This window comes from Hydrogenophaga sp. NFH-34 (genome assembly GCF_021401345.1).
GTDB lineage: Bacteria > Pseudomonadota > Gammaproteobacteria > Burkholderiales > Burkholderiaceae_C > Hydrogenophaga > Hydrogenophaga electricum.
Genome location: NZ_JACBGE010000016.1, coordinates 69,869 through 83,077 on the forward strand (window position 1 = coordinate 69,869; position 13,209 = coordinate 83,077).

The window sequence follows — 13,209 nt, forward strand, 5'->3', positions numbered from 1 at the left end:
CGTCGCTCAATCGAATTTGACCCGGGGATCGACCCAGACGTAGCACAGGTCGGACACCAGCTTGGTCACCAGCCCGATCAGCGTGAACAGGAACAGCGTGCCCAGCACCACCGGGTAATCGCGCCGGATCACACTTTCGTAGCTCAGCAGGCCGAGGCCATCGAGCGAAAACAGCGTTTCGATCAGCAGCGAGCCGGTGAAGAACGCCCCCACGAAGGCAGCAGGAAAACCGGTGACGATGGGGATCAGCGCGTTGCGCATGACGTGCTTCCACAGCACGCTGCGCTCGCTCAGGCCCTTGGCGCGCGCGGTCATCACGTACTGCTTGCGGATTTCTTCCAGAAAGGCATTCTTGGTCAGCATGGCCGTGACGGCGAAACTGCCCAGCACCATGGCGGTGATCGGCAGCGTGATATGCCAGAGGTAGTCCACGACGCGGGCGCCCCAGCTCAGTTCGTCCCAGTTGGCCGAGGTCAGGCCGCGCAGCGGAAACCATTGCAACTGCCCGCCGAAGATCACCAGCAGCGCCACCCCCAGCACAAAGCCCGGGATGGCGTAGCCCACCAGCACCAGCAGCGTGGTCACCAGATCGAAGCGCGAACCGGCGCGCACCGCCTTGGCCACCCCCAGCGGTACGGCCACGCCGTAGCTGATGAGAAAGGTCCAAAGCCCGAGGCTGATGGACACCGGCAGCTTTTCGGCAATGAGCTCACTCACCGACTTGTTGTGCATGAAGCTGGTGCCCAGATCGAAGCGCGCAAAACGGCCCAGCATCTCCCAGAAGCGCTGGGTGGCGGGCTTGTCGAAGCCATACAAAGCCTTGATCTCGTCGAGCCGCTTCGGGTCGACGCCTTGCCCGCCCCGGTAGCTGAAGGCCCCGCTGTCGCCGCCAGCGCCTGCACGGGCTTCGGCCAGGTACTGCTCCACCGGCCCGCCGGGCACAAACTGGATCACCACGAAAGTCAGCAGCAACACCCCGAACAGCGTCGGGATCATCAACAACAGGCGTTTGAGAATGTAGACCCACATGGTCAATTTGTAACCGATCTCAGAGGCCGAAGCGGGGTGATCCGGCGCGAATGGAAGCCGTCCAGAACGCCGCGGAACCGGCTTTGCCGGGCCGCCAACGTGGCCCCTTGAGGGGCGGAGCGGCTGCGCGCAGCGAGCAAGCGATGCGGGTGGTCACCGTGACCACCAGGTGTCGATGGCCCAGTCCTCGCCCGTGGCGTAGGGCGGCATCTGCGCCGGATGCGCGAGCCGCCAGGCGTTGTAGACCATGCGGTGGGTGCTGGCCGACCACTGCGGGATCAGCACGTGGCTGTGCGAGATCACGCGGTCCAGTGCTCGGCAAGCGGCCAGAAAATCGGGCTGGGTCGAGACGCTGCCCAGGCGGGCGATCAGCGCGTCCACGGCGGGGCTGTTGACGCCAGCGAAGTTGCCCGAATCGTCGGTCCTGGCGGCCTGGCTGCCAAACAGGTCGGCGTATTCCGCGCCGGGGTTGTGCGTGCCACCGTAGGCGATGGAGATGATGTCAAAGTCGAATTTCCGCAGACGCTCCTGGTACAGCGCGAAATCCACGGGCCGAAAGCGCAGGCGAATCCCCAGCTTTTCCAGGTTGCGGATCCACGGGGTGACCACGCGGGCACCGGTCTCGGCGCTGTCCAGATACTCCAGCACCATCGGCTGGCCCTGGGCGTCGCGCAGCGCGCCGTCGCGGTACTGCCAGCCTGCCGACTTCAGCAGGGCCTGCGCCTGGCGCAGGTTGTCGCGCAAGGAGCGGTCTCCATCGGTGCGGGGGGCCTGGTAGGCTGGCCCGAAAACCGCTGGGGGCAACCGGGCCTTCCACGGTGTCAGCAGCGCCAGCTGGTCGGCGTCCGGCGCGCCCTGCGCCGCACAGGCGGTGTTGCCGAACAGGCCCTGCACGCGCTGGTAGGCGCCGTAGAACATCTGGCGGTTCATCCACTCGTAGTCCATCGCCAGGCCCAGCGCCTCGCGCACGCGGATGTCGTCCAGCGGCTGGCGCCGCGTGTTGAGCACATAACTCTGGAAGCCCGTGGGCAGGCTGTGGCGAAATTCGGCCTTGACCAGTTCACCGGTGTCGAAGCGCTTGCCGTTGACGCGCCGGGCCCAGTCACCGGCTGAAAAAAAACGCATCAGGTCGAACTCGCCGGCCTTGAGCGCTTCCAGGCGCGCCGTGTTGTCCTTGTAGATCTTGACGGTGATGCGGTCGAAGTTGGCGGTGCCGCGGCGCACCGGCAGATCGCGCGCCCAGTAGTCGGGATCGCGCACATAGGTGATGTCCTTGCCGAAACGCACCGGGCCGATTTTGTAGGGGCCGCTGCCGATCGGCGTGTCCATCACCACCTGGTCGAACGGCTTGCCGGCGCCCCAGGCACGGCTGAACACCGGCAGGCCGCCCACGATGAGCGGCAGCTCGCGGTTGGGCAGGCGGAAGCGGTAGCGCACGGTGCGATCGCCCAGCACGTCCATGCCGGCCACATCGGCCAGCAGCGTCTTGTAGGCGGGCGAGGTGTGCGGGCCCATCAGCGTGTCGTAGCTGTGCTTCACGTCGGCGGCCAGCACCGCCCGGCCATCGTGGAAACGCGCCTCCGGCCGCAGGCGGAAGGTGGCCGACAGGCGATCGGGCGCCACCACCACGTCTTCGGCCAGCAGGCCATAGCCCGAGCCGGTTTCGTCGAGCGATCCGGTCAGCAGCGTGTCGAACATCAGCGACGACAGATAGGCCGGCGCCGTCCCACGCAGCGTGAACGGGTTGTATTTGTCGAAGGTCGACACCCGCAGATTGCTCACCAGCCGCAGTTCACCGCCTTTGGGGGCGTCGGGATTGACGTAATCGAAATGCGCAAAGCCCGGCGGGTATTTGGGCTGCCCCCAGAGCGCATAGGCAGACGCCGCCAGTGCCGGGACTGCGCCACAGGTGACCCCCGCGGCGATCACCACGCCGGCCAACGCCCGGAGACGGGCTGCCAGGCGGGCCAAGGGTCGCTTCAGACACAAAAATCGCATGCGACAATTCTGGCCGAAATCACCAGAGGAACCTCCGCAATGGGCTTTCTTCAAGGAAAAAGACTGCTGATCACGGGCGTGCTGTCCAACCGCTCCATCGCCTACGGCATCGCCAAGGCCTGCCATGCGCAAGGGGCCGAGCTGGCTTTCAGCTACGTGGGGGAACGCTTCCGCGACCGCATCACCGAGTTCGCGGCCGAATGCGATTCGTCGCTGGTTTTCGAGTGCGACGTGTCGGACGATGCGCAGATAGAACGGCTGTTCAGCGAACTCGGTCAGGTCTGGCCGCGGTTCGACGGGTTTGTGCACAGCATCGGCTTTGCCCCGCGCGAAGCCATCGCGGGCGATTTTCTCGAGGGCCTCTCGCGCGAAGCCTTCCAGGTAGCGCACAGCATCAGCGCCTACAGCTTCCCGGCGATGGCCAAGGCGGCCCTGCCCTACCTGAATGAACGCGCATCGCTGCTCACACTCAGTTACCTGGGCGCCATGCGGGCCATTCCGTACTACAACACCATGGGCCTGGCCAAAGCCAGCCTTGAAGCGTCGGTGCGCTACCTGGCGGAGTCGCTCGGGCCACGGGGCATGCGTGTCAACGGCATCAGCGCCGGCCCGATCAAGACCCTGGCCGCCAGCGGCATCAAGGACTTCGGCAAGTTGCTGGCGGTGGTCGCTGCCGCCTCGCCAATCCGGCGCAATGTGACCATCGAAGAAGTGGGCAACGTGGCGGCGTTTCTGCTGTCGGACCTGGCCTCGGGCGTGACGGCCGAAATCACCTACGTGGACGGCGGCTTCAGCCAGACCGGCGGCATGAGCCGCGACAGCGAAGGCGTGCTCTGAGCACGGTGCGCAGGGTCCGATGATCCGCCGCCGTGCTCTGGTCCTGTTGCTGGCCTGCCTGGCCAGCCTGACGCTCTCGCCCCCTGGTCACGCCCAGGCCACCGACGGCACTGCCCCCACCCGGCCGGCCCTCATGCTGGCCAACGTCTACCACCCGGGCATCGACGTCAGCGCCTACTGGGTCAGCGAAAAATACGACGGCGTGCGCGGGTACTGGAACGGCCGCCAGCTCATCACCCGTGGCGGCGAGGCGATCCAGGCACCCGCCTGGTTCACCGCTGGCTGGCCCACCGAGGCGATGGATGGCGAACTCTGGGCTGGGCGCGGACAGTTCGAGTGGGCGCTGTCGACTGTGCGGCGGCAGACGCCCGACGATACCGCCTGGCGCCGCATCCGATTCATGGTGTTCGACCTGCCCGACCACCCCGGCGTGTTCGACGAGCGCCTGGCGCACAGCCAGACCCTGATCGCCCGCGTCGGGCAGCCCTGGCTGGAAGCCGTGCCGCAGACCCGCGTGCACAGCCACGCCGACCTGATGGCCCGGCTCGACCGGGCCGTGCTCGAAGGGGCCGAGGGCCTGATGCTGCACCGGGGCGATGCGCCCTACCGAGGCTTGCGCAGCGACGACCTGCTCAAACTGAAAACGCACGACGACGCCGAAGCGCAGGTGCTGGAACACCTGCCCGGCCAGGGCAAATACACCGGGCAGATGGGCGCCCTGCTGGTGCGCACGCCGGACGGACGCCGCTTTCGCCTCGGCAGCGGCTTCACCGATACCCAGCGCCGCGAGCCGCCGGCCATCGGCACCTGGGTGACTTACCGCTTTCGCGGGCTGCACGGCAGCGGCCTGCCGCGTTTTGCCAGCTTTGTCCGCGAGCGGCCCGACTACCAGCCTGAAGCCGCCGAAACGGCCCGTTGAACCGCCGAAGGCGCCCGCCCGGTCAGGCGTTCGCGCTGACCTGCTTGAGGTGCTGGTAAATCTGGTCCTTGATGGCCAGCTTTTCCTTCTTGAGCCGCTCGATCTCCAACTGGGTGCCCGGCTCGATGTGGGCTTCCTTGTTCTTGATCTCCTGATCCAGCGCGTTGTGCTTGTCGAACAGGCGGGTGAAGTGGTGATCGTGCCCCTTGATCTGGGTGATCAGGTCGCGGTATTCAGGGAACATCCGGTCTCCTTGTCGGTGATTGAATCCGTACGGGAGCAGGTTACCCCTTTTTCACACAGTCGGCAAAGTAACGAATGGTGCCGTCGGCCGCAACTTCCTGCACCAGGCCGTGGATGTCGGTCTCGAAACCCGGACATTCGCGCGCGAACTCGCGGTTGAACTTGAGGTAGTCGACGATCTTCTTGTTGAACACCTCGCCCGGAATCAGCAGCGGAATGCCCGGCGGGTACGGCGTGACCAGACTCGTGGTGATCCGGCCTTCCAGTTCGTCGATCGCCACACGCTCGGTGGTGCGGTGGGCGATGTGGGCAAACGCGTCGCTGGGCTTCATGGCCGGCGTCAGGTCGCTCAGGTACATGTCGGTGGTCAGACGGGCCACGTCGTACTTGGCGTAGAGCTGGTGCACGTGCTGGCACAGATCGCGCAGGCCCATACGCTCGTAGCGCGGGTGCTTGGCGCAGAACTCCGGCATGATGCGCCACATCGGCTGGTTCTTGGCGTAGTCGTCCTTGAACTGCTGCAGCGCCGTCAGCAGCGTGTTCCAACGGCCCTTGGTGATGCCGATGGTGAACATGATGAAGAAGCTGTACAGGCCCGTCTTCTCCACCACCACACCGTGTTCGGCCAGGAACTTGGTCACGATGCTGGCGGGGATACCGGTGGCCGCGAAGTCGCCCTTGAGGTTCAGGCCCGGCGTGACGATGGTGGCCTTGATCGGGTCCAGCATGTTGAAACCCGGCGCCATGTCGCCAAAGCCGTGCCAGTCCTCCTCGGTGGCGGTGTCGTCCTTGCCGCGGTTGAGCACCCAGTCGGTGGCCTGCCCCACCCCCTCTTCGGCAAGTTCATCGGGGCCCCAGACCTGGAACCACCATTCACCGGTGCCGAATTCGGCTTCCACCTTGCGCATGGCGCGGCGGAAATCCAGCGCCTCGGCAATGCTTTCTTCCACCAGCGCCGTGCCGCCGGGCGGCTCCATCATGGCGGCGGCCACGTCGCAGCTGGCGATGATGCTGTACTGTGGGCTGGTGCTGGTGTGCATCAGGTAGGACTCGTTGAACAGGTGCCGGTCCAGTTTGGTGTTCTGCGAGTCCTGCACCAGCACATGGCTGGCCTGGCTGATGCCGGCCAGCAGCTTGTGGATCGATTGGGTGGCGTACACCACCGACTGCTGCGGCCGCGCGCGCTTCTTGCCCATGGCGTGGTAGGTGCCATAGAACGGGTGGAACGCCGCGTGCGGCAGCCACGCCTCGTCGAAGTGCAGGTTCTCCACGTAACCGTCGAGCATGTGCTTGATGGTTTCGGTGTTGTAGAGCACGCCGTCGTAGGTGGACTGTGTCAGCGTCAGGATGCGCGGCTTGACCTTCTCGGCGTCAACACCGGCCAGCAGCGGGTTCGCGCGGATCTTGGCCTGGATCGCCTCGATCTCGAATTCGCTCTGCGGGATCGGGCCGATGATGCCGTAGTGGTTGCGCGTGGGCTTGAGAAACACCGGCACCGCGCCCGTCATGATGATGCTGTGCAAGATGGACTTGTGGCAGTTGCGGTCCACCACCACCACATCGCCTGGCGCCACCGTGTGGTGCCAGACCATCTTGTTGCTGGTGCTGGTGCCGTTGGTCACGAAATAGCAGTGGTCGGCATTGAAGATGCGCGCCGCGTTGCGTTCGCTGGCGCCGATGGCGCCGTTGTGGTCGAGCAGTTGGCCCAGTTCCTCCACCGCGTTGCAGACGTCGGCGCGCAGCATGTTCTCGCCGAAGAACTGGTGAAACATCTGGCCCACCGGGCTCTTGAGGAAGGCCACACCGCCCGAATGGCCCGGGCAGTGCCAGGAGTAGGAGCCGTCTTCCGCGTAGTCGAGCAGCGCCTTGAAAAACGGCGGCTGGATGCCTTCGAGGTAGCTCTTGGCTTCCCGAATGATGTGGCGCGCCACGAACTCCGGCGTGTCCTCGAACATGTGGATGAAGCCGTGCAGCTCGCGCAGGATGTCGTTGGGCAGGTGGCGGCTGGTCTTGGTTTCGCCGTAGATGTAGATCGGCACCTCGGCGTTCTTGCGCCGCACTTCTTCGATGAAGGTGCGCAGGTTCAGCACCGCCGGGTCCAGGTCCGGCCCCTGGCTGAACTCCTCATCGTCGATCGACAGGATGAACGCGCTGGCGCGGCTCTGCTGCTGGGCAAACTGGCTCAGGTCGCCGTAGCTGGTCACGCCGACCACTTCAAAACCTTCCGATTCGATGGCCTGCGCCAACGCACGGATGCCGAGGCCGGAGGTGTTCTCCGAGCGGAAGTCCTCATCGATGATGACGATGGGAAAGCGGAATTTCATGGCGTTCTCCGAACTGGCACTGTCGCCGCGCGCAAAATTGGGATCCAAGGAAGCCGCGAAGTGTACGGAAAACCCGTGACACGGCGCAGGAACCGGCAGCGATCCGTTGCAGAATGTCGTCAGACTGGGCACCGGGCCCGCAGCCGTGCCTTCACAACATCATTCAAACAGGAGAGGAACCATGGCCGACTCAACACTCTGGTGGCTGCTGGCGGGCGGGCTGGTGGTGCTGGAACTGCTCACCGGCACCTTTTACCTGCTCATGCTCGCCATCGGTGCCGCGGCGGGCGCCGTCGCCGCCCACCTCGGTGCGGGCCAGACCAGCCAGGTCGTGGTCGCTGCCATCGTCGGTCTGGCCGCGGTGCTCGGTGGGTACTTCGCTCGCAAGCGCCGCCCGGGCGATCCGTCGCCGCGCAGCCTGCGCAGCGTCAACCTCGATGTGGGCGAAATCGTGCACATCGAACAATGGCACCCGGACGGCACGGCCAGCGTCAAATACCGGGGAGCCCAGTGGGGCGTGATGCTGCGCCCCGGCCAGGCTCCCGTGCCCGGCAACTACCGCGTGGCCGAACTTGTGGGCAACCGCCTGCTGGTCGACAAGGCCTGAACCCCGCTACCCAGAGAGGAATCCATGGAAATCGCCATCCTGCTGCTCGTCGCAGCCGCCATCTTCATCACCCGCGCCGTCAAGGTCGTTCCGCAGCAGACGGCCTGGGTCGTCGAGCGCCTGGGCAAGTACCAAGCCACCCTGGCACCGGGCCTGAACATCCTGGTGCCCTTCATCGACAGGGTGGCCTACAAGCACAGTCTCAAGGAAATCCCGCTGGACGTGCCCAGCCAGGTCTGCATCACACGCGACAACACCCAGTTGCAGGTGGACGGCATCCTGTACTTCCAGGTGACCGACCCCATGCGGGCCAGCTACGGCTCGTCCAACTACATCATGGCCGTGACCCAGCTGGCGCAGACCTCGCTGCGCTCGGTCATCGGCAAGCTGGAACTCGACAAGACCTTCGAAGAGCGCGACATGATCAACGCCAGCGTGGTGTCGGCCATCGACGAGGCCGCGCTCAACTGGGGCGTGAAAGTGCTGCGCTATGAGATCAAGGACCTCACCCCGCCGGCCGAAATCCTGCGCGCCATGCAGGCCCAGATCACTGCCGAACGCGAAAAGCGCGCCCTGATCGCCGCCTCCGAAGGCAAGCGCCAGGAACAGATCAACCTGGCCGAAGGCGCGCGTGCGGCCTTCATCGCCAAGTCGGAGGGCGAAAAACAGGCCCAGATCAACAACGCGCAGGGTGAGGCCGCTGCCATCACCTCCGTGGCCGACGCCACGGCCGGCGCGATCGAACGCATCGCCGCCGCCATCCGGCAACCTGGCGGCGAACAGGCGGTGCAGCTGAAAGTGGCCGAGCGTGCCGTGGACGCCTACGGCAAAGTGGCTGCCGACGCAACCACCACCCTCATCGTGCCCGGCAACATGACCGAGGTTTCCGCCCTCATTGCGTCGGCCATGAAGATGGTCACCACCGGCAAAGCCGGCGCCTGATCCCGGAAACAGCCCGCAAGCCTGCTACAATCGCAGGCTTCGCGGAGAGGTGGATGAGCGGTTTAAGTCGCACGCCTGGAAAGCGTGTGTGGGCTAATCCCCACCGCGGGTTCGAATCCCGCCCTCTCCGCCACAGATCTGTCCAAGGACTTCCATCAAAGTCCACGAGACACACCAAAGAGCCCGTTTTCCCCTAGGAAGCGGGCTTTTTTTCTTTCCAGGATCATCCACGTTGGTTCATTGACAGCCTGTCATGCTCGGGGGTATTTTTTGGGGGGGTACTGAGTCGGGGACCTGGGGGTATCGTGCTCCCACGCCCCGGAAAGTCCGCCGTACCGCTGGTTGAAACGGCCATTCGACAAACCAAACCCGGCCCCAAGCCCACCAAACTCCGTGATGGAGCGGGCCTGTGTCTGTTGGTCAACCCCATTGGGTCCAAGCTGTGGCGGTGGAAGCACCGTTATCTGGGCAAAGAAAAGCTGATGCCTTTAGGGCAGTGCCTCAACGTTACGCTGGCACAGGCCCGCCAGTCACGAGACGACGCTCACCAGCTCCCAACTGTGTGATCCAGGGCACCGATCCCATGGAACAGAGGAGGCGGACAAAGTGACCGCACAGGCTGCAGCCAATGGCTCTTTCGAGGCCGTCGCTCGCCAGCGGAGGGTGCACTGGGAATCTATCTGCCCGGGGGCACCGCCCGTCATGTGACAGGCGGTGTCATTGGCATCCGGGAATCCGCCCCGCCAATACAGGATCAGTTCGGTGTCCAGGTGGCGCCGTAGGAGTTGCTGCCGTTGGCGCTCTTGTACTGAAGCTTGAATGCCTTGTCGCCAGCAGCCCTCGGCAGCAGCTTGTAGCAATGAACTTCACTGTCGATGTGACAGAAATCTCCATCAATCTCCTGCCACGTGCCTTGACGGAGCTTGTCACCCCGTTCGAAAAATTTGCCGTTGGCTTCCAGGAGGTAGGTGACCGGAGCCCACTTGAGTTCGGCATCGAAGTCCACGGTGTAGACACCGGGCGGAATGACTTTGCCCGTGCGAACCGGCTCCTTCTTGACCAGCGTGACCGACGCCTGCCCGGGCTTGTTCTGCGTCTGTCCGGCTTTGTCCTTCATGCTGAACCAGTACTCGTACTTGACCTTATCAAGATCCAGCCACTCAAAACGAATCTGCTTGCCACCGGGCAGTTCGCAATTGATGTTCGCATTGCCCTTGCCGCCGGACCGGGTGATGTTGTTGCACGCCACCTTCTGTGCCTCAGAGCCGCCACGCCCTTCATTGGCATGGATGTACGTGAAGCCGTCGGCCGTGCGCAGCAGTTCGACTTCGCTACCTTTGTTCTGTGTGATGGGCGTACCCTTGACAAACTCACCCGAGGGGATCCCCACAAAGGAAGTTCCGATGGGCAAAGCTTTGACATCATCCGGGGACACGGTGGCCGCGAAAACGCCTGCGGGCAGGCAAAGACCGAGGCTAAGGCCGAGGGTGGCGAAGGGGTGCCGATTATTCATAGGGTAGGAGTCTCCGAAGGAGCTGCGTTGACGAATTGGATAGCCTCTCGGGTCCGTCAATAGCAATGTGTTTGTGAACAGACTAGAGAGCATTGAGTCTAGCAGCGGAAAGGAAAATCAACCGTTGTCGACGACACCATCGTGCCGGTCGAAACAGCACCCGATAGGGTTTAAGAATCAAACCGACCCTGTCCACAAAGTGGGTCAACTCCAACTCCAACTCCATTTGGCCAGTAGCGCCACCGCTGTGTATCGCAGCTTTCTCGCATTTCGCGCCCCTTCAAGATGCGGGTTCCGCAAAATCCGCCAGCTCACACCCCCGCCCCAGCAGCACCGCGCGCACGTTGAGCGCGCTCAGGGCGGCGGCGTCGGCCGGTGCTTCGATCGGGTACAGGCACTTGTGGTCGATGCGCACATAGACCAACCGGTAGTGCCGTGCCAGCGAGAGCCACAGTGCGCGCGCTGCGGGTGACTGGCGGGCGCCCGTGATGGCCGAACGCCCGCTGTCGAGCCACCAGCGGTAGACGGCGCTGGCAATGCCCTGGCGCCGCCACGCCGGCATGACCTTGGTGTGCGGCGCGCGCAAGTGCGGGTCGGCACGGCGGTGGATTTCCACCAGACGGCTGAAGGTGACGTAAGCCACGACCTGGCGGGTCAGACGGTCGATCACGTAGAGAAAGTGCTCGCCATCGGCGGTGCGCGCCTGCACTTCCAGCCCACGCCCCGGCAGGTGCAGGCTGGCCAGGGGTTCGGGCGGCGGTTGCAGCCGCGACCAGCGCCCGTTCAGCCGCTGCAGTTCCTGTTGCAGCTCAAGCTCCGGCAGCAACACGTCCACCCGCAACTCGGTGATCAGTTCGCACCAGCGAGTCCCCCAATTGAGTGGGGGATGTCGCTCGAATGCGCCCCACAGGGAAAGCGCGGCCGTGCTCATGGCCACTCCGGGGCGTGTGCGGGCGCCTGCGCTCTGTCGGCAAGGTCGGCCTGCGGGTCGATCCAGCACCCGCTCATGAGCTGGTGCGGGCATTCCGGCGTTTCCACGCGGGCGCTGTGGGTCCAGCTTTCGCGGGGTACCACCAGCCCGGCGTACACGCCATAGCCCTCGCCCACGACGATGCCGTCGCCCGCTGCCAGGCTTTCGCCCACACGGATGGCGCCCCCGGCCTGCAGGGCACCTCGGGCGCGGATGCCCCACCCTGCGTCCAGATGACCGGCGCAGCGGATGTCGCTGTCGCCCAGCAGCCCCTGGGCCACGCGCACGCTGCCGTGTGCCTGCAAGAGGCCCTTGACGTGCAGCGAAGCATCGGCCCGAACGTCGGCGCCGGCCAGCAGATCGTCGCCCACGCGCGCTTCGCCGGCGATGGCGAGCGGGCCTCCGCATTGCAGGTGCCAGGCGCAACGCAGCGTGCCTTCGCAAGACAATGCACCGCCCACTTCCAGAGCCGCCTGGGTGCGGATGTCGCCACCGGTTTGCAAACGCCCCTGGCAGCGGATGGCACCCCCGGCCTTGAGGTCTTCGCCCGCGATGAGGTCACCACCGACCCGGATGCCACCGGCCACCACGATGGAGCGGCCCGCGCGCAGCACGCCGTCCACCTCGACGGAGCCGTCCACCTGCACCGTGCCGGCAAACACCAGGGCATCGGCCGACAGCGAACGCAGCCGCAGCACCGCATCGGTGGGCCCGAACTGGTCCAGCAGCCAGAGGGCGTCGCCCACACGCCCGTCGCGCACCAGCGCGTCGAGCAGGGGCTGGTAATCCCCGCCTTCGGCATGGGTGCGCAACAGCCAGCGAAACCCCGAAGCGCAGGGTTGTTTGGCCTTGATGAAATCGCGAGTCAGCTCCATGACGGCTCCTTGTTCAGGGTCGGCCAGAACCGGGTGAGCCAGGGTCTGCGCCACCAGGGCGCTTCTGCGCGCAACGCCAGCGGCACCACCAGCACGTCGCAGGTGCAATCCGCCAGCAGCGCCCACCCCAACCAGCGGTTCGGCGCGAACGGGCGCCGCGACGGAGGCCGGCGGCCGAGCACCAGCAACTGCGATGCTTCGATCTCCACCGCCCTGCGGATCTGCACCTCGGCCTGGCCGAACGGCAGCGCGTAGCGCACACCGCGCGCAGGTTGCCCATCGGGATACGCCGCCTTTTCCAAGGCCATGACGTTCTCGACGCGCAGGCGGTTCACGTGGAAGTCGCCCAGCGCCGGGTGCTCGCGTTCGGTGCGGAGGCTCCCATGCGGGTAGGTGACCGCGTGCAGGATCGTGACCGGCGCTTGCGGCACCCACTGTTCCGTACAAGCCACCAGGTGTCGGGCGCCCGCATCGGGTGCGGTCGCGACCAGCACACGCGACACGGTTCGTGTTGGCACCGGGCCCACCAGCCAAAGCGGCACCGTGCTGCGCAGCAAAGCCTGCTTCAGCCACCGCAGGCGCCAATGCGACCAGTCGCGCAGCAGCCAGTACCGCGCGAGAAAGACCAGGTCATACCCCTGCGTGGCCGCCGCGAAAGAAGCTGCGTCACGGATCACGCCTTCGGCCACGGTCACCGCCTGCCCGCACAGGCGCCCCAGCCGGCGCGCACGCTGTTGAAGCCGCGCCTGCAGGTCCATCGACCGCGCGGGCCGCTGCCATAGGCACAGCGCCACCGTCAGCGTGGCGCCACGCCGCTGCGCCTGGGCCGCCGCCTGTTCAAGCACGGCTTCGGCCTCCAGCGACAGGTCCGTCAGAACCAGCACACGGCGTGGCAATGCCCCATCGGCCCCCGCGGGGCCGTTGTTCGGAAAGTCCATGCGATGCCCTCCGC

13 protein-coding genes and 1 tRNA gene are annotated in these 13,209 nt (G+C 65.4%); 6 read left to right on the forward strand and 8 right to left on the reverse strand.

Annotation, left to right across the window (positions count from 1 at the left end; all coding sequences use genetic code 11):
• Positions 1–6 precede the first annotated feature (6 nt).
• A complete protein-coding gene (locus L0977_RS15985; protein WP_234265850.1) occupies positions 7–1,029 on the reverse strand; it encodes a microcin C ABC transporter permease YejB in 1,023 nt (340 codons plus the stop codon).
• Positions 1,030–1,182: 153 nt separating this feature from the next.
• Positions 1,183–3,000 carry an extracellular solute-binding protein gene (locus tag L0977_RS15990; RefSeq protein ID WP_442786643.1) on the reverse strand — a complete coding sequence of 606 codons (1,818 nt, stop codon included), beginning with the start codon at positions 2,998–3,000 and terminating at the stop codon, positions 1,183–1,185.
• 66 nt (positions 3,001–3,066) lie between these two features.
• Between L0977_RS15990 and fabI the strand changes: the two genes are divergently transcribed.
• Positions 3,067–3,864, forward strand: coding sequence for an enoyl-ACP reductase FabI (gene fabI, locus L0977_RS15995; RefSeq protein ID WP_234265851.1), 798 nt, complete (start codon positions 3,067–3,069; stop codon positions 3,862–3,864).
• 19 nt (positions 3,865–3,883) lie between these two features.
• Positions 3,884–4,783: a DNA ligase gene (locus tag L0977_RS16000; protein WP_234265852.1), complete on the forward strand. Its 900-nt coding sequence runs from the start codon at positions 3,884–3,886 to the stop codon at positions 4,781–4,783.
• Positions 4,784–4,805: 22 nt separating this feature from the next.
• Here the strand turns inward: L0977_RS16000 and L0977_RS16005 are convergent, their stop codons facing one another.
• Positions 4,806–5,027: a YdcH family protein gene (locus L0977_RS16005; RefSeq protein ID WP_234265853.1), complete on the reverse strand. Its 222-nt coding sequence runs from the start codon at positions 5,025–5,027 to the stop codon at positions 4,806–4,808.
• 40 nt (positions 5,028–5,067) lie between these two features.
• Positions 5,068–7,350 carry an arginine/lysine/ornithine decarboxylase gene (locus tag L0977_RS16010; RefSeq protein WP_234265854.1) on the reverse strand — a complete coding sequence of 761 codons (2,283 nt, stop codon included), beginning with the start codon at positions 7,348–7,350 and terminating at the stop codon, positions 5,068–5,070.
• Between the two features lie 181 nt (positions 7,351–7,531).
• Between L0977_RS16010 and L0977_RS16015 the strand changes: the two genes are divergently transcribed.
• The 4 genes from L0977_RS16015 (at position 7,532) to L0977_RS25705 (ending at position 9,465) form a co-directional block, all read left to right on the forward strand.
• Positions 7,532–7,957 carry an NfeD family protein gene (locus L0977_RS16015; RefSeq protein ID WP_234265855.1) on the forward strand — a complete coding sequence of 142 codons (426 nt, stop codon included), beginning with the start codon at positions 7,532–7,534 and terminating at the stop codon, positions 7,955–7,957.
• Positions 7,958–7,981: 24 nt separating this feature from the next.
• The gene (locus L0977_RS16020) at positions 7,982–8,899 is read left to right on the forward strand and encodes an SPFH domain-containing protein (RefSeq protein ID WP_234265856.1); all 918 of its coding nucleotides are present in this window, start codon (positions 7,982–7,984) and stop codon (positions 8,897–8,899) included.
• 43 nt (positions 8,900–8,942) lie between these two features.
• Positions 8,943–9,032: transfer RNA gene (locus L0977_RS16025), tRNA-Ser, on the forward strand.
• 172 nt (positions 9,033–9,204) lie between these two features.
• Entirely contained in the window at positions 9,205–9,465 is a 261-nt protein-coding gene (locus L0977_RS25705) for an Arm DNA-binding domain-containing protein (RefSeq protein WP_442786644.1), read from the forward strand.
• 188 nt (positions 9,466–9,653) lie between these two features.
• On the opposite strand, the gene L0977_RS16030 is transcribed toward L0977_RS25705, so the two are convergent.
• The 4 genes from L0977_RS16030 to L0977_RS16045 form a co-directional block, all read right to left on the reverse strand.
• Positions 9,654–10,412, reverse strand: coding sequence for a hypothetical protein (locus L0977_RS16030; protein ID WP_234265857.1), 759 nt, complete (start codon positions 10,410–10,412; stop codon positions 9,654–9,656).
• A 280-nt stretch (positions 10,413–10,692) separates the two neighbouring features.
• Positions 10,693–11,343: a hypothetical protein gene (locus L0977_RS16035; protein WP_234265858.1), complete on the reverse strand. Its 651-nt coding sequence runs from the start codon at positions 11,341–11,343 to the stop codon at positions 10,693–10,695.
• The gene (locus L0977_RS16040) at positions 11,340–12,257 is read right to left on the reverse strand and encodes a FapA family protein (RefSeq protein WP_234265859.1); all 918 of its coding nucleotides are present in this window, start codon (positions 12,255–12,257) and stop codon (positions 11,340–11,342) included. Before L0977_RS16040 ends, L0977_RS16035 begins: the two co-directional genes overlap by 4 nt.
• Entirely contained in the window at positions 12,248–13,195 is a 948-nt protein-coding gene (locus L0977_RS16045) for a universal stress protein (protein ID WP_234265860.1), read from the reverse strand. The genes L0977_RS16040 and L0977_RS16045 overlap by 10 nt, the downstream gene beginning before the upstream one ends.
• Positions 13,196–13,209: the final 14 nt, after the last annotated feature.

Excerpts from the sequence above, each read along its gene's own strand:
- L0977_RS15985 (WP_234265850.1), bottom strand. The coding sequence starts at position 1,029 with ATGTGGGTCTACATTCTCAAACGCCTGTTGTTGATGATCCCGACGCTG.
- fabI (WP_234265851.1), top strand. The coding sequence starts at position 3,067 with ATGGGCTTTCTTCAAGGAAAAAGACTGCTGATCACGGGCGTGCTGTCC.
- L0977_RS16000 (WP_234265852.1), top strand. The coding sequence starts at position 3,884 with ATGATCCGCCGCCGTGCTCTGGTCCTGTTGCTGGCCTGCCTGGCCAGC.
- L0977_RS16005 (WP_234265853.1), bottom strand. The coding sequence starts at position 5,027 with ATGTTCCCTGAATACCGCGACCTGATCACCCAGATCAAGGGGCACGAT.
- L0977_RS16010 (WP_234265854.1), bottom strand. The coding sequence starts at position 7,350 with ATGAAATTCCGCTTTCCCATCGTCATCATCGATGAGGACTTCCGCTCG.
- L0977_RS16015 (WP_234265855.1), top strand. The coding sequence starts at position 7,532 with ATGGCCGACTCAACACTCTGGTGGCTGCTGGCGGGCGGGCTGGTGGTG.
- L0977_RS16020 (WP_234265856.1), top strand. The coding sequence starts at position 7,982 with ATGGAAATCGCCATCCTGCTGCTCGTCGCAGCCGCCATCTTCATCACC.
- L0977_RS16030 (WP_234265857.1), bottom strand. The coding sequence starts at position 10,412 with ATGAATAATCGGCACCCCTTCGCCACCCTCGGCCTTAGCCTCGGTCTT.
- L0977_RS16035 (WP_234265858.1), bottom strand. The coding sequence starts at position 11,343 with ATGAGCACGGCCGCGCTTTCCCTGTGGGGCGCATTCGAGCGACATCCC.
- L0977_RS16040 (WP_234265859.1), bottom strand. The coding sequence starts at position 12,257 with ATGGAGCTGACTCGCGATTTCATCAAGGCCAAACAACCCTGCGCTTCG.
- L0977_RS16045 (WP_234265860.1), bottom strand. The coding sequence starts at position 13,195 with ATGGACTTTCCGAACAACGGCCCCGCGGGGGCCGATGGGGCATTGCCA.